The following is a 20,551-nucleotide window of genomic DNA, read 5'->3' as shown; positions in this document are numbered from 1 at the left end:
GTCAACAACTTCCACCACCCCGAACGACACTTCACCCGCCGGCAAGCCGAGGAAACAGGGGAAGACGAGGACGGGCCGACCGGGCAGACCAGGCAGGCCGGGCAGGCCGGGCAGGCCGGGCAAACCGGGCAGGCCAGGCAAACCGGGCAGGCCGGGCAAACCGGGCAGGCCAGGCAAACCGGGCAGGCCAGGCAGGCCGAGCAGACCGGGCAGGCCAGGCAAACCGGGCAGGCCGGGGCAGCCGAGGACCGCGGGGCAGAAGAGGCAGGCCACGCCCGAGCCGAGGCCCGGGAAAACGCGGACCGCGGCGAGGACGATGCAGGCGACGCCAGGACCGGGGAAGACGGGCCCGACAACCCCGACACCCCTGCCACCCCTGCCACCCCTGCCACCCCTGCCACCCCCGGCGCGGCATGACGTGGCAGACCCCCGATGACAATTCTGGATCACGGCAGTGGGTTTTCTCTGTGGTAAGTGTCGTAGATGCGCATCGGGATTGCCCTGGACTATTCCGGCGGATTCCACGAGGCCGTCGAGCGGGTCGTCGAACTCGAAAAGGCAGGCATCGACATAGCAGTGGTGGCCGAGGCGTACTCCTTCGATGCCATCAGCCAGCTGGGATATCTGGCGGCCAGAACGACCACCGTCGAACTCGCCTCGGGCGTGCTCCCCATCTACATTCGCACGCCCTCGCTGCTGGCGATGACGGCAGCCGGACTCGACTATGTGTCCGACGGCCGATTCCACCTCGGTATCGGCACGTCAGGGCCGCAGGTGATCGGAGGGTTCCACGGCGTCGAGTACGACTTCCCGCTGGGCCGCACGCGGGAAGTCGTCGAAATCTGCCGCCAGGTGTGGCGCCGCGAGCGGGTCCAGCACAACGGAAAGCACTACCGAATCCCGCTGCCCGCCAATCGCGGGACCGGGCTGGGCAAGGCCCTGAAACTCATCAATCATCCAGTACACGAACGGATTCCGATCTCGATCGCAGCACTCGGCCCCAAGAACGTCGAACTCACAGCCGAGATTGCCGAGGGCTGGCAGCCGGCGTTCTTCAACCCCGAAAAGGCGGCGGCCGTCTGGGGTGCTGCACTGGCGGCCGGCGGCGCCAGGAGAGATCCCGCACTGGGCGACCTCGACGTGATGGTCGGGACCTCACTGGCTATCGGCGACGACGTCGAAGACCGACTGGCTTGGGCCAAGCCCCAATTGGCCCTCTATATCGGCGGGATGGGCGCCAAGGGCCGCAACTTCTATCACAACCTGGCTACCCGATACGGGTTCGGCAAGGTCGCCGACCGCATCCAGGAGCTCTACCTGGCCGGCCGCAAACGGGAGGCAATCGACGCGGTACCCGACCAACTGGTCCGCGACATTTCCTTGATCGGCCCATCGGGATTCATCGCCGAGCGACTGGCTGCATTCGCCGAGGCCGGAGTCACCACGCTGCTGGTGCGCCCGGTGACAACCGACGCAGGCGAAGCCGTGCGGTACGTCGCGGAACTGCTGCGGATGCAGGCTCGTTGACCTGACCAGCCGGCCACGCAGAACATCTATCCGGCCTGCGGAACCTCATTTGCCGCGATCTCACAGGGTGTCGACCCCGGGGGTGGCTCGCCCGGCGCAGCTGCCGCGGAGTTGCCGGCGCCGGGCGTAGCGGCGGGCGGCTGAACCTCGGGTGGTACGACCGACCGAGGCACTCCGGCTGCGGGCTCGGCGGCAGGCCCTGGCGGCGCCCCTCCGGGGACTGCCAACTCGCCGGTCGGATCACCCATCGCCGGCTTGGCGGCAACCTCGACTTCAGCGGACGGCGAAACGTCGGGCTGTGAATACGGGTCGGCATCAACATCGGTGTCGCGCTTGGTTTCCGGCTCCTGTTCGGCACCATCGTCGAACAGCTCGTCGACGCCGGCCGAATCCCCCGGGCCCCACACGTCCTCGGCCTGCCCTGGCGCCAGCCCCAATAGGCCGCCGATCTCCTCGATGATCCTGCTAGCGATTCCGCCCAGTCCCCCAATTGCGCCGGGCCCGACCGCTGCGCCGGATCCGACGGGCGCACCCGGGCCACCTGCACTGCCGTACATGCCGGAGACCCCGGGATCCGGCCGCAGCGCCGGCGGATCCGGCGGCGGTTCGGGCAGCGGCCCTGTGGCGGGCACTGGAGCGGACACCAGCCGTGCCGGCACCGCACCTGGCACTGCGGCTGGCACCGCAGCTGGCACCGCCGGCGGCGCCGACACCGGATCGCCCGGGGCCAGCCCCGGGTCCGCGGCCACACCCGGTGATGCCGGCTGCTGGGCAGGGGCAGCGGCAGGGGCAGGAGCGGGGGCGGGGGCAGGGGCAGGGGCAGGGAAACCGTCGGGAATCTCGAAGTGTGCTGCAGCGGCACCGGCAAGCCGATCGACAGCCGTGTCGTAGGAAGCCGCTACCGACGCCCCACACGAACGTATTACCGAAAGCCATTCGGCACCAATATCATTGACTATATACGGCACTATTTCACGATGCACCAACTCCCGCGCTGGAGAACGCTCCCCTGCGCCGCCGCCGACGCCGACGCCGGCCGTGACGGCCGAGGCCGCCGCCAGCCATACGGGCCGCTGCGCTGCGGTGCGGTCATCGATCGCGATGGTCGCCGCAACCTTGGCCTCGACCAGCTGCCACAGGTCGTCGCGCAGCGACTCACACCGTTGAGCGGCCGCACGAACCTCGGCAACCACCGTATTCGCGGTATCGCAGTGGCGCCGCAGGAATTCCACCGCAGCATCGGCCGCCGGCCCGGACCATGCCGCCGCCACGCCGCGCGTCTGAGCATTCTGCGAGCGCAGCACGTCCTGCAACGCGCTCTCCGCCGCCCGCAACCGCACGCAGTCGGCGTCCAGGGCGTACAGGTCGAGCCCGGCTTCGGACTCGTACCAGTCGCGGACTTGTCCGGGGCCGAGATCGGGATACCGGTAGCCGACCGCCTGACATGCGCGCACATAGGTCTGCGTGCGCTCCACCGCGGGCCGGCCTTCGGCCAGCCGCCCGGCCACGTCCCACCTGTCGGCCACGATCAAGCGATCCGAGCCGCGGCGTCAAAGTCTGCAGCAGCATAACGGGCTGCCCCGGATCGCAGCACAGCGGCGTTCTCGGCGGCCGCCCCCGACCACCGCGAAACATCGGCCGACAGCCGATCCAATCCGGCTCGCAGTGCTTCACCCCGATCGACATACGCGCTGCCGGCGTGCGCACCTCCGAAAGTCAACTGCGACAGATGATTCACCGCCACGTCGTTGACGGACTCGGCGGCTTCCGCGATCCGGTCGGCTACCGAGCACACCGCCGCTACATCGAAAAACGTGGGGCCCACGAGTACGGGGTTGCAGGGCACACCGCCCACAGAATTGTCATACGTCATACCTGTTTCGATGCCGTCGACGGCGCCGGGGTTCCCGCGAATTCAGCGGGCAGCACCAACCGCGTCGGCCACACCGGCGGCCAAACGCTGGGCGACTTCGTGATCGGTCGCCTCGACCATCACGCGGATCATCGGCTCCGTCCCCGAGGGACGCAGCAGGATTCGCCCGCTATCGCCGAGTTCGGCCTTGGCCCGATCCACGGCAGCCCGCACCGACGGCGACTCCGCCGCACTCGCCTTGTCAGCGACCTCGACGTTGATCAGCACCTGCGGGAGCGTCCGCATCGCGGACGCCAGGGCGGCCAGCGACGATTCGGTCTCGACCATGCGGGCCATCAAGCGCAGCCCGGTGACGATCCCGTCGCCGGTGGACCCCAACGCAGGCATCACGATGTGTCCTGATTGTTCACCGCCCAGGCTGTAGTCGCCGGCCCGCAATTCTTCGAGAACGTAGCGGTCGCCGACGCCGGTGGTGCGGACCGTGATGCCGGCCTCTCGCATGGCCAGGTGCAGTCCGAGGTTGCTCATCACCGTGGCCACCAGAGTGTCGGAGGCCAGTTCGCCGGAATCCTTCATGGCGAGCGCGAGTATCACCATAATGCGATCACCGTCGACGAGGTCGCCGTTGGCATCGATGGCCAGGCAGCGGTCGGCATCGCCGTCGTGGGCCAGGCCCAGGTCGGCCCGATGCGCGACGACCGCGGCGCGCACCGATTCCAGGTGCGTCGATCCGCATCCGTCGTTGATGTTCAGCCCGGTGGGGTTGGCGTTGATCGCGATGACGCGGGCACCGGCGGCACGATAGGCGCTGGGCGCCGCCGCAGAGGCCGCACCGTGGGCACAGTCCACGACCACGGTCAGGCCGTCGAGCCGGTGGCTACCCACCTTGCCGACGTGACGCAGGTAGCGCTCGGTCGCGTCCTCGGCGTCGACCACCCGGCCGATGCCCGCACCCACCGGGCGCAATCCGGGACCGGCAGCGACCAGGTTTTCGATCCGATCCTCGGTGGCGTCGGCGAGTTTGTGGCCACCCGGCCCGAATATCTTGATGCCGTTGTCGGGCATCGGGTTGTGCGAGGCCGAGATCATCACCCCGAAGTCGGCGTCGTAGGCGCTGGTCAAGTAGGCCACGGCGGGTGTCGGCAGCACCCCGACGCGCAGTGCGTCGACACCTTCGCTGGTCAGCCCGGCGATAACGGCGGCCTCCAGCATTTCGCCGCTGGCCCGGGGATCGCGGCCGACCACGGCGACCCGCCGGCCGGGTTCGTTCGAATTCGCCAGCTGCCGCGCGGCGGCCGCACCCAGCGCCAGAGCCAGCTCGGCGGTCAACTCACGATTGGCGATTCCACGGACGCCATCGGTGCCGAATAGTCGACCCATGCGGTCAAACCTCTCACAATTAGCGGTATTGCACATATCCACTGTTGGCTGCGGGCGCCCCTGCGGGTCCCGCGACACGCCGGAACATGCGAATCGAGCCCGCAACGATGTGCGCCCGCAGCCTGTGGCCGCCCTCGATCAGCGCTTGCTGTACTGAGGCGCCTTGCGGGCCTTCTTCAGGCCGTACTTCTTGCGTTCGGTTGCCCGCGGGTCACGGGTGAGGAAACCCGCCTTTTTCAAAACAGGACGGTCCTCCGGTGTCGCCAGGATCAACGCGCGGGCAATACCCAGCCGCAAGGCGCCGGCCTGACCAGACGGGCCACCGCCGTGCAGCAGCGCGTAGATGTCGTAGTTGTCCACGCGTTCGACCGACACCAGCGGAGCCTTGATGAGCTGCTGGTGCACCTTGTTCGGGAAGTAATCCTCCAGGCTGCGGCCGTTGAGGTCGAACTTGCCGGTGCCCGGGACCATGCGCACCCGCACCACGGCCTCTTTACGGCGGCCGACGGTCTGGATCGGGCGGTCGAACACGAACGGCTCGACGGCCGCGGGCGCTTCCGCCGCGACTTCAACCACAGCGTCGGGTACCTCGGGGGCCGCGGCGGCTTCGGTGGTTTCGAGGCTGGTTTCGGTCATTGCGCCACCTGCTTGATCTCGTACGGAACGGGCTGCTGAGCGGTGTGCGGGTGTTCGGGGCCCGCGTAGACCCGCAGCTTCTTCTGGATCTGACGGCTCAGCTTGTTCTTGGGCAGCATGCCGAGAATCGCTTTCTCCACGACGCGGTCGGGGTGCTTCTCCATCAACTCGCCGATACTCCGCTTGCGCAGACCGCCGGGATACCCCGAGTGGCTGTAGGCGATCTTGCTCTGCAGTTTGTCGCCGCTGAGGGCGATCTTCTCGGCGTTGACGACGATCACGAAGTCGCCTCCGTCGACGTTGGGCGTGAACGTCGGCTTGTGCTTCCCGCGCAGCAGGTTGGCTGCTGCTACGGCAAGACGGCCAAGCACCACGTCCGTGGCGTCGATGACGTACCACGACCTCGTGGTGTCACCCGCCTTCGGCGCGTATGTGGGCACAGCGCTTACCACTCTTTCTCTTCGAGCCGATCTCTCGGCCTGGGATCCCGGTGGAACCCGGGGGCCGGTCAGGCGTCAACGGGTGGGGTTTGTCTCGGCGACCGACGTTGACCCGAGCCCCGGCGTACCCGCACGCCAACGCAGCAGCTTACCGACGCCTATACCCGCAGGTCAAAAGCGACCCCAACTACCCGCCGCCCGCCGGTCCGCGTCGGCCACCTCCCCGGCGCCGTCCCGGACCGCATTTCCCAGCTGACGCAGGATCTCGTTGAGCGCGGTGGCCGCTTGATGCCACTTGAGCTGCTCGGCCCGATACGCCGCCGCGGACTCGCGGGTCCACTGCGACTGCAGGGGCGCGATCTGCGATCTCAGCTCTTCCAGCGCGGCATTGAAGCGCATCGACGTGGTGTGGATTTCCTGGCGAATCAGGTGTTCGATAGCGCCGAAGTCGTAGGACAGCACCGAGTCCATCCTCAGCCTCCCGCAATCACAGGCCGCCGCCGGATGCGGCGATACGCCGGGCATGGTTCTGACCGGCTTCCCGAAGCGCCGCCTCGTTGAACCGGATGGTGTCGGCGATCTCGTGCAGCACGTGGTAGAGCCGCATCGATTCGGCATTCCAGCGGTCGACCACATCTTTGAAGCGTGCGGCCGCCAACCCTCCCCACACCGACGGCGGCAGGCTGCCGACCCGCCCGATGAAGCCGTGCAGCAGCGCCCGGATCTCCTCGTTGCGGGCATCGGTGGTGGCCGCAACCGCGCGCATGAGGTCGAAATCGGCGTTCAGTGCGTTGACGTTCAGTGCGTTGACGTTCAGTGCGTTGGCACCGGCAGGTGTGCTCAAAATATCGCTCCCTTCTTCGTTTGTGTTTTCACAGCTATTGGGTTCGACGCCCGATTGCCCGCCGCAGTTCCCAACTCATGCCCAGCCCCATCGCCCAGCCCCATCGTCCAGCTCATCCCACGGAATGAGCGCTGGCCACGGCCCGATCGCAGGCGCGGCGTACCGCATCGTCGGCAGCCGGCGGGCTCTGGCAACCGATGCCGATCCGCACCAACCGGTCGACCAGCACCGTCCATCGCACGTGGTGCGCGGTTCGCACTTCGCGATACGTCACCGCCGGCCGGCCGGCGCTGAGCCCCGAAGGGTCGAAGTCGACGAACACCCCCGCCGGCCCGGCCTGAATCGCCCGCCGCAACTGCTCGGCGGCCCCCGCCAGCGTTTCGCCGGGCGTCGGGGTCTGCGTGAGGTGCAGGGCAACCTCGGGGTCCGACGGCGAAGTGACCTGGACCCGCGCGGAGCCGCCCCCGGAGACCACACGCTGCGTACTCCAGTCCGCGGGAACCGTCATCGCCACGCTGCCTTCCACCAGCAGCGTCGTCGGCTCCGGTTGCACCACCGGCAGGCTGTGGGTCCGATCGGCGCGCGGGGTGGGCTTCAGCACCGGCGACAGCTCCGGGATCAGAATCGCCAGCCCGGTCGCTACGGCGCCGGCAGCCACGAACCTGGCGGCACCGCGTCGAATAACCGCCCGCGGGCCCGCCCGGCACCGGGCCGGTCGGCCTGGTTGGCCCAATGGAGCCCGAGGGTTCGGAGGCGACGTCCGCGCCACCGTCCCGGCAAGTCGCGCCAGCCGGGCGCCATCGATCTCCACAACGCCGTGGCCACCGGTGCGGAGGCTCTCGGCGACCGACTTCGCCAGCCCCTGTGCGCCCGCACCGGCGCTCGCCGCATCGATCAGCACGGGCGCGAGCGCAGGCGCGGGCATCGACCCCGCGGCTCGGGCAACCTCTTCGACGATCGGACCGGATGCGCCGCCGTGCATCACCGCGACAGCCTCATCGCCGGTGACCACCGCCAATCGCTCCCAGAACTCGACCAGCACAACCGATTCCGCCACCCCCTCCGCTTCCTGCACCTCCGGCGGCACCGCCCGGGTCAGCAACCACCGGCGGGTTCGTACCTCCACCGCGTCGGGGCCGCCCGGCAGAGTCCGGGCAGCCGCCCTGACGACGTCGACCCGCTCGGTCGGCCACCAGAACGGATGTACCAGCGTCACCCCGCGGTGACCGGCGGCCATCGATTGCAGCACGACCGACCACAGGTCCTCCACCTTCACCGGCCGCTCGTCCAGCAGAACCACACTGTCATCGATCGACTCAAGCGCCATACCGGCCAACGCAGCATCACCTGACTCAACTGCCGCACAACATAATCGACGAACACCGCCGGGGCCCGCTTCGATGACGACACGGTGCACACTCACGGCGGAGGCGTCCAGAAAACCTGAACCAGTTGCTCGACTCCTCGACGGGTGGTCAGCATGCCACGCCCCGGCGGCAGCACCGCCTCCGCCGCACCCGATCCGAGCACCCGGGCATCATCTCCGCCGGCACTCATCGTCAGGCGGGTGCAGCCGAGATCACACATGCCGGCAAGCAGCGGTTCGAAGAGACCGCGTCCTCCGGTTCCGCCGCGCCGGGCGGTCAGCACGTGCAACCCGAGATCCGCTGCGTGCGGCAGGTAGTCGAGCAGCGCCAGCATCGGGGTTCCGCCGGCGGTGGCCACCAGCTCGTAGTCGTCGACGACGAGGTAGAGCTGCGGCCCGGTCCACCAGGACCGCTCCCGCAGGTGCTCCTTGCTGACGTCGGCTCCGGGCATCCGATTCCGCAGCACATCTGTCAGATCCGACAAAACCACCTCCAGCGACGCCGGCGACATCGCATAACCCGCGAGATATTCGGGCGCCACCACCTCGAACAGGGAGCGCCGGAAATCGACCAGGAACAACCGAGCCTGCTGCGCGGTGTTTACCCGGACCACCTCCCGGCACAGCGTCCGCAGCGCCGACGTCTTTCCGCAACCACCGTCCCCGAGTATCAGAAGATGCCTATTGCGCTCGAAATCCACTGATACCGGCTGCAATCGACGTTCTTCCACCCCCAGCTGGATCTCCCCGTCCGCCGGCGAGCCGGCGGCGAAGGTCGCATAGTCGGCCGACGTCGGCAGCAGCGGTATCGGCGGGGCAGCCGTCGTGCCGCGGCGCACTTCGAGTCCACCCAGTTCGGGCACCGCGACCAGCAGGTGATGGCCCTCGCCCGACAGCCCTCGCCCGGGCCGGTCCGCCGGGATGTGGCGTGCCTGCCTGCGGTCCAACTCGGAATCGGCCGGATCCCCCAGCCGCAATTCTATGCGGGTGCCGATCTGATCTTTGAGCGCAGGACGCAGCTCCGCCCACCGAGACGCCGTCACAACCACGTGCACACCGAACGACAGGCACTGCGCCGCAATGGCAATGACAGCCTCGTGAACCGCTTCGAACTCGGCGCGCAAACCCGCCCACCCGTCTATCACCAGAAAAATGTCGGCGTACTCGGTATCCAACGAGGCGGCGTGCTGCCGGTAGTGCGCGATCGAGGCGATGCCGTGCTCACCGAAGAACGCTTCCCGGGCCCGCATTGCCGACTGCACCTCGACGACCATGCGGCGCACCAACTCCGGTGCATTCCGGTCGGCGACGGCGCCCACGTGCGGCAAGGTGCGCAGAGCCGACAGTCCGCCGCCACCGAAGTCGAGGCAGTAGCACTGCACCCGGCCTGGATCGTGCGTCGCGGCCAGCGCGGTGATCAGGGTGCGCAACGCGGTCGACTTTCCCGATCGGGGTCCGCCGACGATTGCGAGATTTCCTGCGGCGCCGGACAAGTCGACCGTCAGCGGCGGTCTGGACTGCTCGTAGGGGCGGTCGACCACACCGATGGGCGCCACCAGCCGTGCCGGTTCCCAGTCGCTCAGCAACTGCGCCAACCGCGGTGACTCTCCCAGCGGCGGCAACCACACCCGATGGGCCGGGGGCCCCTGCCCTGAGAGCCGATCCAATACCGCGTCCATCGCCGTATCCGTAGCAGCCGTAGCCGTATCAGCCGTAGCCGCATCAGCCGCGAGCACCGGCGCGCCGCTCGGGTCACCACGCCCGGCAACCGGAATCTCGAACCTGCGCACTTGGCGACCGGTCCCCGCCCGGCCCGGCCGGGCCGCAAGCGGTGCCGACACACACGCGGCCCGGAAGCGCACCGGCCTGCCACTGGAAACCCGCAGGAAGCCCTCGCCGGGAGTTCCCGGCAGATCAAAGGCATCGGTGTTGCCCAATACGGCCCGGGACTCGCCGGCAGACAGCGTCTTCAAGCATATCCGGTAGGACAGGTGCGCTTCGAGTCCGCGCAGCCTGCCCTCATCGAGCCGCTGACTCGCCAGCAGGAGATGCATGCCCAGTGAGCGTCCAAGCCGCCCGATCACCACGAAGATGTCTGCGAAATCCGGGTGCTGACTCAGTAATTCGGAAAATTCGTCAACGATGACGAACAACGCCGGCAGGGCGGCCGATCCCGGCCCGCGCGTCCTGTCGTAGGCTGCCACACTGACGCATCCCGCCTCGCGTAGCAACAGCTGCCGGCGGTTGATCTCGCCGGCCAGGGCTTCCCGCATCCGAGCCACCAAGTGTGCTTCGTCGGCCATGTTGGTGACGACGGCGGCGACGTGCGGCGCCCGGGCAAAGTCGAGAAACGTTGCCCCACCCTTGAAGTCGATCAGCAACAGATTGAGCGCCTCGGAGCAATTGCGAGCCATCATGCCCAGGGCGATAGTGCGCAGAAGCTCCGACTTCCCCGAGCCGGTGGCCCCGACGCACAGTCCGTGCGGCCCGGCACCCCCTTCGGCGGCCTCTCTGATATCCAGGGTCACCCCAGCGCCATCGGTCGCGCGGCCGATCGGGACGGTCAGCCGCTCACCCCGGCCAACCACGTGCCACCGGCCGGCCGGATCGAACTCGCGCGGATCACCGATCCCGATCAGGCTCGACCAGTCCGACCCCGTCCGCGATGCCGGATCCCGAGGGTGCGCCGCCAACCGGCGTGCACAGGCCAGCGCTTGGACCACCTCCAGACGGTCCGGCGAGGCCACCGTCAGCACCCGCCCGAGTGAGCGGACCGACACGGCAGCACCTGGCGTGCAACAACCAACCTCCAGAATGGCCGCGCCGGCGATCGTCGTCTCCCGGCCGTCACCGGAATCCGCATCGGTTGGGATGGGGTCCCCGGAATCGATATCCACCACCACCACCACCGCAGGCGCCGCCCCCGGCGCGGATGTCGGCGGTGGCATCGCCCGCAGCGCCGCAGCCGCCTCGGCCAGGGTGGAGTAGAACATCGAAGTGGGGCCGGACAGATCGGTGTCGTGCGGACTCTGGTTGTGCGGCAACCACTTCAGCCACTCCCAATACGGCAGATTCCCGGCACTGACGACACCGGCCACCAACAGCCGATCCGGCTCGCCGAAGACCGCCAGCCCGCAGACGATCGCCCGCAACAGTCCGCGCGCCGCGGCCGCGTCGCCGTCGACCGTCAGCCGGCCGCTCAGACCGGTGACGATGGGCGCGTCGATGGTCGAATGCGTGCGCAGCAACCGATTGACAGCGGCGACGGCTACGGGATCACATTCGTGCAGCGGCCCACTTTCGGCGACAACCAGCCGGCTGACACTCGGGACCGCACCGGTACCCACCCTCACCGGCCGGCCGGGGGGAACCGCCGCCGCCTGCTCCCGCGCGTGCGGGCTGCCGACCAATGCCCAGAGCATGTCGGGATCTGGGTGGGATGCGATGAGCGAAGAGCGCTGTGCGGCCATGTTTTCCGCGGCGATGGCCCGGATGCCGCTCAGATACCGCAGGTAACGGTCACGTTCGGCGTCGATGAGCCCGCGCCGACGCCCCCGCCCGGAGACCGCCGTCGCCACCAGTGAGACCGACATCATCGCCGGAAACGCGAGGACCACCGGGTTGCGGGCAACGCTTGATCCGGTGACGACGGCTGCCCCCGCGACCCCGAGGATTACGACCGACATGATCACCGGCAGCAGGAAGTTCGCCGTTTCCGGTGCCGTCGGACGCGACGCCTTGGGCGGCGCGGCGATCTCGATAACCTGGGACACAGTTCGGTTACGCTAAGCCGCATAACAATTCACCACAATTCGGCTGTGGATAACCGAAACCGCGGAGCGTACGACCCGGTTACTGTGCGGTGATCCGCACCCGAAGGGGCCAGTAATGTCTGCATCCGATGTTCGCCGGGTCACCGTCCATGCCGGCGACACCGTCGCCGACTTGACGCTGCCCGCCACCATTGCCGTGGCCGAACTCATCCCCCCGATCGTCGAGATGGTGGGAAATCCGGGATTGCCGCTGACCCGCTTGCGGCTGTCCAGTCCCGGCTGCGCGCCACTACCGGATTCAACGACGCTGGCCCAGAACGGTATCCGCGACGGCGCCATCGTGCTGTTGAGCCCGGAGGATCCTCCGCCGCCCCGGCGGTACTGCGCCGACGAAGCCGAGACCGTGGCCGCCGCGCTGCGGGCCGCGGACCCGCTCCCGCGAGGGATCCGGACGGCGGCTGCGGTGGCGGCCGCGGGCTTCGCGGTCGGTGGCGCGGTGCTGCTCGCCCGCGGCGCCTCGGCAGAGAGGTCTTATCCAGACCCGGCCGCCCTGATAGCGGCCGCAGCCGCGGCCGGCGCCCTGGTAACAGCCGCCTTCAGACACCGCCACTTCGGTGATCCGACGGCGGGTCTCACCCTTGCCGTTGTGGCGACGACATTCGCGGCGGCGGCCGGGTTGCTCGCCGTACCGGGAGCACCCGGCGCCCCCGGGGCGCTACTGGCGTCGATGACCGCGGCCGCCACGGCGGTCCTGGCATTCCGGGTAACACGCTGCGGCCGGGTCGTATTGACCGCACTGGCCTGCGCCGCGATGTGCTGCGGGCTCGGTGCGTTTGCGGTTGTGCTGACCGGGGCGCCGTCGCGGGTTTTCGGACCGCTGATCGCACTGGCCGGTCTCGGGCTCATCCAAGCGACTCCGCGAACGGCGCTGCTGCTGGCCCGTCTGGCGCCGGCGCCGGCACCTGCCGCACCGGTAGGGGCGCCGGACGTCCCGCAGCTGAAAACCGACGACGAAGTGGCGGCCGCGGCCCTGCGCGCCGATCAATGGGTGACCGGCCTGCGCGCAGCGTTCACCGCGACGGTGGTGATCGGCGTGGCGGTCGCCGTGGCGGCCACCCCGCGGGCGATCCCGCTGGCCGTCGTCACCGGCGGGGCACTTCTGCTGTTCAGCCGAACCGACTCCAGACGCGCGGTGACGTTCACCTGCGGCGCGGCGGGCTGCACCGCGATCGGATTCGCCGCGGCCGCCGCCGCACCCGGGCACGGACCGTGGATCGCAGCGTGCGCGGCGATACTCACCACCGCGGCGATGCTGCTGGGTTTCGTTGCCCCCTCGATATCGCTCTCGCCGCCTGCACAGCGCGTGCTCGACGCGGTGGGGTATCTGGCGTTGACAGCGGTGGTACCGCTGGCCGGCTGGACATGCGAACTTTTCGCAGTTGCACGCGGGTTGAACCTCTCTGCATGAAAGCTACGCCCACCGTGGGACTTTCGTTGATATTGGCGCTGGTATTTGTGCTGTCATCGCTGCCCTGCACACCGTGTGCATACGCCGTCGTAGCTCCGCAGATTGACGAAACACGTCTGCCGGCAGCAGCTTTACCATCACCACAGGCGCCGACGGTGCAGCGACGGGAGTGCGTGGTCGCGACGGCCACTTCGACGACGACACCGACTCAGCTTGCGGGCCTGGACCTCCCGCACGTCCGGCAACTCACCCGCGGCGCCGGGCAGCGGGTCGCGATCATCGACACCGGGGTGCGTCGGCATCCCCGGTTGAAAAGCCTGGTTGCCGGCGGCGACTACGTGTCCACCGGCGACGGAACCCAGGACTGCGACGCCCACGGCACCCTGGTGGCCGGAATAATCGCTGCAACGGCGAATCCTGGCACCGATGCCTTCGAGGGTGTGGCACCCGAGGTCACGCTGATCAGCATCCGTCAGGCCAGCACCAGGTTCGGCCCGGCAGACCCCGGGGCGCAAGAAGGCGTCGGCGACGTCGGAACCATGGCGAAAGCCGTGCGCACCGCCGCCGATCTCGGCGCTTCGGTCATCAACATCTCCTCGGTGGCGTGTGTCGCCGTCGGCGAGGAGCTCGACGACCGGGCGCTCGGTGCCGCGCTGGCGTATGCGGTCGATGTCAAGAATGCCGTCGTCGTCGCCGCGGCGGGTAACACCGGCGGCGGGGCGCGGTGCCCGTCGCAGCCACCTGGAGTCACCCCGGAAACCGTCGCGGCAGTCGTCAGCCCGGCGTGGTACGACGACTACGTGCTGACCGTCGGATCGGTGGACGCCCGGGGCGAACCGTCGTCGTTCACCATGCCCGGCCCCTGGGTGGACGTGGCGGCGCCCGGCGAAAACGTCACCTCACTGAGCCCGGTCAACGATGGCATCGTCAACAGTGCCGACGGCAGCGCCGCACCGCTGTCCGGAACCAGCTACGCGGCACCGATCGCCAGCGGCCTGGCCGCATTGATCCGCACCCGATTTCCGGCGTTGACCCCGCGCCAGGTCATGGACCGCATCACCGCGACCGCCCACCCGCCTCCCGGCGGCTGGGATCCCTTCGTCGGCCACGGCACCGTCGACGTCCTAGCCGCCGTCAGCACCGACGGCGCCCCGGCCGCTGCCGGGCCCCGGCACGCGGCAACGCCCACCCGCGCGCCAGATCCCCAACCCCAGCCCCAACCCCAACCCCAGGTCCAGCCACCGGAGCACACCCCGGCATCCGCGGCGAATCGTGCCCGCGCCACCGCCTTCGTCGGCACCGCGATCTGCCTGCTCGCCCTGCTGGGGGCTGCGGGTTCGCCCGCCCTCAAACGCGCCGCGACCCCCCGGTCAGGAAGGGTGCGTCCCGATGGTGTCGCGGACGACTGATGCCGCCTGACTGCTCAGCTCCGGCCCACACGGTAGGGCTGCCAGTACCGGCCAGGGCGCCGGGACGGCCAGCGAAGCAAGACCCAGAACCTCGGCGGCACCGTCGTCGGAAACGGGGAACCGAACCCCGGTTTCGTTGACGAAGTAGCGGGTTCCGATGCCCGCCCCGGTGACCCCGCGGGCGAGCACATAGGCACTGCGGCCCTGGGGCAAGGCGACGGCGTCGACCTCGGGTCCGGCACCATCGGCCTGAGCCAGCATCACCGCATGACCGGCGGCAGGGCCGTCGCCGGCCAGAAATTCGATATCGGCCGCTCCCGACCGTGCGGGCCGCCATTGCGCGCACACTGTCGAATCGTCGGCGGTCACCACCGGCGCGGTGACCGGTCGCGTCTCCGGGACCGCTGCCAGCAAAGTCTTCGACACGATGTGCGGACCTCCCGGCGGCGGCGCCAGCGTGGACAGAACCGCCGGGTCGGTGAGATCGACCAGCGCTCGCCGCCCACCGAAGAGCAGATACGCCGGTGAATTCGAACTCGTGGCAACCAACAGCGCGCGGTCGGGGGGCAGGCGACGGACGCCCCCGGACCCCACCGGGCCGACGAGGACCGTCGTCCCCAGCCCGCGCCGGCCGTCGCAAACGGTCCAACCCGATTCGCCGATTGTCAACGGTTGGCCGAGAAATTGCGGTGCACCGGGAATACCCAGCAGTGCACCACGTTCGGTACGGGTCAATACCGAGTCGGGAACCGGCACCGGATCTTCGGCCGCCGCCGCGATCAACCGCGCCGAAGCGAGATTCAGCACCGGATGCCAGACATCGCCGACTCGCGCATACAGCGCCCCGGACGGTTGCCCGACAGCGATGCGGGCACTTCCCAACTCGGGCTGCGGCCGCAGCACAGACAGTGCCGCACAGCTGACAACCGCGAGGACGGCGACCACGCATCCCAGCGTCAACGACACCACCTGCGCGCGCGCCAACGCCGGATCCCTGCCCAGCAACGCATCCTCCAGGCGGCGCAGCAGAAATCGATAGTCGCTCGCCGGCAGCCGCGTCGAGGCCTGCGCACCCACCGCCGCTGCCTCCCGCCTTCCCGGTCGCCCACCGAGCGTCGTCGCGATATCCGGAACATCAGGCCGCGATCGAGGTTCAACGTTAGGCCCCCGGGCGAACCGAGATCGCCGGTTATCCACAGGCTCGTCGATGGCGAAGGAGGTTTCGGCCCCCTTGACTGCGGGTAAAATCCTGGCGTGTTTGACCAATTCATGCGCGGCGCCGTTCGCGCCGCTGCCGGATTTGCCCTCGTGGCCACCGCGGCACTCTCAGCACCCAGCACGGCCGTTCCGGCCGCGTCAGCGGCAGACTGCCCCGACGCCGAAGTGGTATTCGCGCGCGGAACCAACGAACCCCCGGGGCCGGGCCGGGTGGGCGACGCCTTCGTGGCCGCGCTGCGCCGGCAGGCAGGCGGATTGAGCATCGGCAGCTACGCGGTGAACTACGCCGCCAGCGGGCTGCAATTACACGGCGGCGACGGCGCCAACGACGTGATCTCCCACGTGAAGTCGACGGCATCGGAATGCCCGGGCACCAAGGTCGTGCTGGGCGGCTACTCGCAGGGCGCCTCGGTGATGGACATCGTCGCCGGCATTCCCATCGGCGGCATCAATTGGGGCAACGCGCTGCCGCGGCAATACGTGGACACCATCGCTGCCGTGGTCACCTTCGGCGACGTGGCGGACCGCGCCGGCGGATCGATTCCGGCCAGGAGCGCGCTGTTGGGGTCCAAGGCCGCCGACTACTGCAATCCGATGGACCCGATCTGCCACTCGGGCGCCGGCAACGAGTGGACCGGCCACACCGAGGGATATATTCCGGTTTACACGACGATGGCCGCCACCTTTGTCGCCGGCAAGCTGATGGCCGGGCGCGCACAGCATTTCCGGGCAACCGTGGGCTAGCAACAGCTAGCGGGGTGACCGCATATCGCGGGTGACGACGGCCCGCGCGGCGAGTTGGCCGTCCGGCGGGTAGTCCACCCGCACCAACGTCAGCCCCTGGGCGGGGGCGGCCGCGAAATCACTGGATCTACCTGTCGCACTGAGTAACTCGCGACACCACGTAGGGCTGCGCCGGTGTTCGCCGACGGCCATCAGGGCACCCACCAGGGATCGCACCATCGACCAGCAGAAGGCGTCGGCGCTGACGTGGGCGGTGACCAGGTCCGCGTCGCGGGACCAGTCGAAGCGCTGCAATTCGCGGATCGTGGTAGCCCCCTCGCGTCGACGGCAGAACGCGGCGAAGTCGTGCAATCCCAGGAGATCCCGCGACGCGGCCGTCATCGCCTCCAGATCGAGCGGACGCGGCCAGGCCGTCACGAACCGTGCCCGCTCCGGCAGCACGCCGTAGGGTGCCGTCGACAACCGATAGGCGTAGTGGCGGCGCAGCGCCGAGAATCGGGCATCGAAACCCGCCGGGGCGCGGACGATTCGGAGAACCCGTACGTCGGCTGGCAGAAATCGCCCCAGCCGTCGGACCAGTGGGAGGAACTCGGAATCACCGGCGCCGGGAGTCGGCGAGTCGACCTTCGCCAGCGCGTCGACGGGCACATCGACGTGCGCCACCTGTCCGGTGGCATGCACACCGGCATCGGTCCGCCCGGCGGCCCGCACCCGTAGCGCGGTGCGGAACATCGTCGTCAGCGCCTCATCGAGGACGCCGGCGACCGTGCGCTGCCCGGCTTGGGTGGCCCAACCCGAGAAATCGGTTCCGTCGTAGGCGATATCGAGCCGTAGACGGACGTCCCCACTAATTCTCGGGGGCCTCGTCCGACTCTCCGGCGGGGGCTTGTTCGGTCTCGGCGGATTCGGTCTCGGCGGCAGCCGCGACCGGCTCCGGGGCAGCCGGGGCAGCGGCGGCCTTCTGCGAGGCCGCCGCCCGACGCGCCCGGTCGGCCTCCGAGGTCGCCGTCTTCTCCCGCACCAGCTCGATCACCGCCATGGGCGCGTTGTCGCCCTTGCGCGGCTCCACCTTGATGATGCGGGTGTAGCCGCCGTCGCGGTCGGAGTAGAACGGCCCGATCTCGGCGAACAGGACGTGCACCACATCCTTGTCGCGGATCTTCTTGAGCACCTCGCGCCGGTTGTGCAGCGTGCCCTTCTTGGCATGGGTGATCAGCTTCTCCGCGTAGGGGCGCAGCGCTCGGGCCTTGGGCTCGGTGGTCTTGATCCGGCCGTGCTCGAACAGCGATGTAGCCAGGTTGGCCAATATCGCCTTCTGGTGCGACGACGACCCGCCGAGGCGGGGCCCCTTGGTGGGCTTGGGCATTTCTGACTCTCCTGTCTGGATGTTCTAAAGGCCGGAAAAGCCTTGGTTTCATCGCTCTGCTGTCGGGCGCGGTGTCCGGCCCGAATCGGCGACGGAACTAAAGCTGCTCGGTTTCGGCGTAGTCCTGGTCGTCGAAGGAGCCCTCGGTGGACCAACCGCCGCTGGTCGCGTCGTATCCGACGACGTCGGAGGGATCGAAGCCCGCCGGGCTGTCCTTGAGCGTCAGGCCCAGCTGATGCAGCTTGACCTTCACTTCGTCGATGGACTTCTGGCCGAAGTTGCGAATGTCGAGCAGGTCGGATTCGGTGCGCGCGACCAACTCGCCGACGGTGTGCACGCCCTCCCGCTTCAGGCAGTTGTAGGACCGCACGGTCAGGTCCAGGTCATCGATCGGCAGCGCGAACGACGCGATGTGGTCGGCCTCGGCGGGCGACGGCCCGATCTCGATGCCCTCCGCCTCGACGTTGAGTTCGCGAGCCAGACCGAACAATTCGACGAGTGTCTTGCCGGCCGAGGCCAGCGCATCCCGCGGGGTGATCGAGTTCTTGGTCTCCACGTCGAGGATCAGCTTGTCGAAGTCGGTCCGCTGCTCGACCCGGGTGGCGTCCACCTTGTAGGTCACCTTGAGCACCGGCGAATAGATCGAGTCGACCGGGATGCGGCCGATCTCGGCGCCCGACACCCGGTTCTGCACCGCCGGGACGTAACCGCGACCGCGCTCGACGACGAGTTCGACCTCCAGCTTGCCCTTGTCATTGAGGGTCGCGATGTGCATCGACGGGTTGTGCACGGTGACCCCGGCGGGAGGAACGATGTCACCGGCGGTGACCGCACCGGGCCCCTGCTTGCGCAGGTACATGGTGACGGGCTCGTCCTCCTCGGAGGAAACCACCAGTCCCTTGAGGTTCAAGATGATGTCGGTGACGTCTTCCTTGACCCCGGGCACCGTGGTGAACTCGTGCAGTACCCCGTCGATGCGGATGCTGGTGACGGCCGCGCCGGGAATCGACGACAGCAGCGTGCGCCGCAGCGAATTACCAAGGGTGTAACCGAATCCCGGCTCCAACGGTTCGATGATGAACTGAGAGCGGTCGTCGGAGAGGACTTCCTCGGACAGAGTGGGACGCTGAGAGATCAGCATGGTGTTTCTTCTCCTTCTCGGCACCCGCTATTTGATGCCGCTGGGTTGACTTCCGGCGGTGGCCCGCTGCGCCCGGCTTGCGTTCGCCGCGGGTCATCTGCCACTGCGGCCGGCACGACCGCGGATTTCGACCTACTTCGAGTAGTACTCGACGATCAGCTGCTCGGCGAGCGGAACCTCGATCTGGGCACGCTCGGGCAGCTGGTGGATCAGGATGCGCTGCCGCTCCCCGACCACCTGCAGCCAACTGGGAATCGGGCGGTCGCCCGCGGTTTCCCGCGCGATCTGGAACGGCACCGTGTTCACCGACTGTTCGCGGACGTCGATGATGTCGTACTGCGACACCCGGTAGCTGGGGACGTCGACACGCACGCCGTTGACGGTGAAGTGGCCGTGGGTGACCAGCTGACGGGCCATCCGCCGGGTCCGGGCGAGCCCGGCGCGGTAGACGACGTTGTCGAGCCGGCTTTCCAGGATCTTCAGCAGCTCCTCACCGGTCTTGCCGGTGTGGCGGACAGCCTCTTCGTAGTAGCGACGGAACTGCTTCTCCATCACTCCGTAGGTGAAGCGAGCCTTCTGCTTCTCCTGCAGCTGCTGGCGGTACTCGCTCTCCTTGACCCGGGCGCGGCCATGCTGGCCGGGCGGGTAAGGACGCTTCTCGAAGGACTGGTCGCCACCGACGAGGTCGGTGCCCAGCCGCCGCGACTTGCGGGTAACGGGTCCGGTGTAACGAGCCATGGTTTCCTAAACCCTTCTGCGCTTGGGCGGGCGGACGCCGTTGTGCGGCTGGGGGGTGACATCGGATATCGCACCGACCTCCAGGCCAGCGGCCTGCAGCGAGCGGATCGCGGTCTCGCGGCCCGAGCCCGGGCCCTTGACGAACACGTCGACCTTGCGCACCCCGTGATCCTGGGCCTTGCGGGCGGCGTTCTCCGCGGCCAGCTGGGCCGCGAACGGGGTCGACTTGCGTGAACCCTTGAAGCCGACGTGGCCCGATGACGCCCAGGCGATGACGTTGCCCTGGAGGTCGGTGATGGTCACGATCGTGTTGTTGAACGTGCTCTTGATGTGCGCGGCGCCGTGCGGGACGTTCTTCTTTTCCCGACGGCGGGTCTTCTGGCCCTTCTTGGCGGACCCTGATTGCGCCTTCTTTGCCGGTGGCATCGGTTACCTGGCCTTCTTCTTGCCTGCGATGGTGCGCTTGGGGCCTTTGCGGGTCCGCGCGTTGGTCTTGGTCCGCTGGCCGCGCACGGGCAGCCCGCGACGGTGGCGCAGGCCCTGGTAGCAGCCGATCTCGATCTTGCGGCGAATGTCGGCCTGCACCTCACGGCGCAGGTCACCTTCAACTTTGAGGTTCGCTTCGATG

19 protein-coding genes and 2 pseudogenes are annotated in these 20,551 nt (G+C 68.6%); 5 read left to right on the top strand and 16 right to left on the bottom strand.

The genetic code is table 11. The annotated features are described in order from the left end of the window. Window positions 1-417, top strand: a pseudogene (locus ACK5M9_RS13755) (hypothetical protein); the annotation flags it as partial. Window positions 418-483: 66 nt separating this feature from the next. Beyond that, window positions 484-1,527 carry an LLM class F420-dependent oxidoreductase gene (locus tag ACK5M9_RS13750; protein WP_416893712.1) on the top strand — a complete coding sequence of 348 codons (1,044 nt, stop codon included), beginning with the start codon at window positions 484-486 and terminating at the stop codon, window positions 1,525-1,527. Window positions 1,528-1,553: 26 nt separating this feature from the next. Here the strand turns inward: ACK5M9_RS13750 and ACK5M9_RS13745 are convergent, their stop codons facing one another. The 9 genes from ACK5M9_RS13745 to eccCb form a co-directional block, all read right to left on the bottom strand. Continuing rightward, window positions 1,554-3,053, bottom strand: a complete 1,500-nt coding sequence (locus ACK5M9_RS13745; RefSeq protein ID WP_416893711.1) for a hypothetical protein — start codon at window positions 3,051-3,053, stop codon at window positions 1,554-1,556. 2 nt (window positions 3,054-3,055) lie between these two features. Next, complete coding sequence (locus tag ACK5M9_RS13740; RefSeq protein ID WP_416893710.1) at window positions 3,056-3,352, bottom strand: hypothetical protein; 297 nt, start codon at window positions 3,350-3,352, stop codon at window positions 3,056-3,058. A 90-nt stretch (window positions 3,353-3,442) separates the two neighbouring features. Then, entirely contained in the window at window positions 3,443-4,780 is a 1,338-nt protein-coding gene (gene glmM, locus ACK5M9_RS13735) for a phosphoglucosamine mutase (protein WP_416893709.1), read from the bottom strand. Between the two features lie 138 nt (window positions 4,781-4,918). After that, a complete protein-coding gene (gene rpsI, locus ACK5M9_RS13730; RefSeq protein WP_416893708.1) occupies window positions 4,919-5,416 on the bottom strand; it encodes a 30S ribosomal protein S9 in 498 nt (165 codons plus the stop codon). Continuing rightward, entirely contained in the window at window positions 5,413-5,856 is a 444-nt protein-coding gene (rplM, locus tag ACK5M9_RS13725) for a 50S ribosomal protein L13 (protein WP_416893707.1), read from the bottom strand. Before rplM ends, rpsI begins: the two co-directional genes overlap by 4 nt. A 171-nt stretch (window positions 5,857-6,027) precedes the next feature. After that, on the bottom strand, window positions 6,028-6,333 hold the full coding sequence (locus ACK5M9_RS13720) for a WXG100 family type VII secretion target (RefSeq protein ID WP_416893715.1): 306 nt from the start codon (window positions 6,331-6,333) through the stop codon (window positions 6,028-6,030). A 10-nt stretch (window positions 6,334-6,343) separates the two neighbouring features. Further along, window positions 6,344-6,658, bottom strand: coding sequence for a WXG100 family type VII secretion target (locus ACK5M9_RS13715; protein ID WP_416893714.1), 315 nt, complete (start codon window positions 6,656-6,658; stop codon window positions 6,344-6,346). A 154-nt stretch (window positions 6,659-6,812) separates the two neighbouring features. Further along, window positions 6,813-8,123 carry a type VII secretion-associated protein gene (locus ACK5M9_RS13710; RefSeq protein ID WP_416893706.1) on the bottom strand — a complete coding sequence of 437 codons (1,311 nt, stop codon included), beginning with the start codon at window positions 8,121-8,123 and terminating at the stop codon, window positions 6,813-6,815. Continuing rightward, window positions 8,120-11,839: a type VII secretion protein EccCb gene (eccCb, locus tag ACK5M9_RS13705; protein ID WP_416893705.1), complete on the bottom strand. Its 3,720-nt coding sequence runs from the start codon at window positions 11,837-11,839 to the stop codon at window positions 8,120-8,122. Before eccCb ends, ACK5M9_RS13710 begins: the two co-directional genes overlap by 4 nt. Before the next feature lie 115 nt (window positions 11,840-11,954). On the opposite strand from eccCb, the gene eccD reads away from it, so the two are divergent. Together eccD and mycP are read left to right on the top strand one after the other, a co-directional pair. Beyond that, window positions 11,955-13,307: a type VII secretion integral membrane protein EccD gene (gene eccD / locus ACK5M9_RS13700; RefSeq protein WP_416893704.1), complete on the top strand. Its 1,353-nt coding sequence runs from the start codon at window positions 11,955-11,957 to the stop codon at window positions 13,305-13,307. Continuing rightward, the gene (mycP, locus tag ACK5M9_RS13695) at window positions 13,304-14,716 is read left to right on the top strand and encodes a type VII secretion-associated serine protease mycosin (protein ID WP_416893703.1); all 1,413 of its coding nucleotides are present in this window, start codon (window positions 13,304-13,306) and stop codon (window positions 14,714-14,716) included. The genes eccD and mycP overlap by 4 nt, the downstream gene beginning before the upstream one ends. On the opposite strand, the gene eccB is transcribed toward mycP, so the two are convergent. After that, window positions 14,678-15,793 carry a type VII secretion protein EccB gene (gene eccB / locus ACK5M9_RS13690; protein ID WP_416893702.1) on the bottom strand — a complete coding sequence of 372 codons (1,116 nt, stop codon included), beginning with the start codon at window positions 15,791-15,793 and terminating at the stop codon, window positions 14,678-14,680. The genes mycP and eccB overlap by 39 nt on opposite strands. Window positions 15,794-15,985: 192 nt before the next feature. On the opposite strand from eccB, the pseudogene ACK5M9_RS13685 reads away from it, so the two are divergent. Beyond that, window positions 15,986-16,639 (top strand): annotated as a pseudogene (locus tag ACK5M9_RS13685) (cutinase family protein); the annotation flags it as partial. A 45-nt stretch (window positions 16,640-16,684) separates the two neighbouring features. Here the strand turns inward: ACK5M9_RS13685 and truA are convergent. The 6 genes from truA to rpsM form a co-directional block, all read right to left on the bottom strand. Further along, entirely contained in the window at window positions 16,685-17,599 is a 915-nt protein-coding gene (gene truA, locus ACK5M9_RS13680; protein WP_416893713.1) for a tRNA pseudouridine(38-40) synthase TruA, read from the bottom strand. Continuing rightward, on the bottom strand, window positions 17,526-18,044 hold the full coding sequence (rplQ, locus tag ACK5M9_RS13675) for a 50S ribosomal protein L17 (protein ID WP_416893701.1): 519 nt from the start codon (window positions 18,042-18,044) through the stop codon (window positions 17,526-17,528). The genes truA and rplQ overlap by 74 nt, the downstream gene beginning before the upstream one ends. A gap of 97 nt (window positions 18,045-18,141) precedes the next feature. Continuing rightward, complete coding sequence (locus ACK5M9_RS13670; protein WP_416893700.1) at window positions 18,142-19,185, bottom strand: DNA-directed RNA polymerase subunit alpha; 1,044 nt, start codon at window positions 19,183-19,185, stop codon at window positions 18,142-18,144. A gap of 132 nt (window positions 19,186-19,317) precedes the next feature. Continuing rightward, window positions 19,318-19,923 (bottom strand): 30S ribosomal protein S4, encoded by a 606-nt coding sequence (rpsD, locus tag ACK5M9_RS13665; RefSeq protein WP_416893699.1) that lies wholly within the window; start codon window positions 19,921-19,923, stop codon window positions 19,318-19,320. 6 nt (window positions 19,924-19,929) lie between these two features. After that, a complete protein-coding gene (gene rpsK / locus ACK5M9_RS13660) occupies window positions 19,930-20,349 on the bottom strand; it encodes a 30S ribosomal protein S11 (protein ID WP_416893698.1) in 420 nt (139 codons plus the stop codon). A gap of 3 nt (window positions 20,350-20,352) precedes the next feature. Further along, window positions 20,353-20,551, bottom strand: a 199-nt coding sequence (gene rpsM, locus ACK5M9_RS13655) for a 30S ribosomal protein S13 (protein WP_416893697.1), incomplete at its 5' end; no start/stop codon positions are given.

Source organism: Mycobacterium sp., assembly GCF_047975165.1.
Lineage (GTDB): Bacteria > Actinomycetota > Actinomycetes > Mycobacteriales > Mycobacteriaceae > Mycobacterium.
This window is presented reverse-complemented; position numbering and strand designations above follow the sequence as displayed.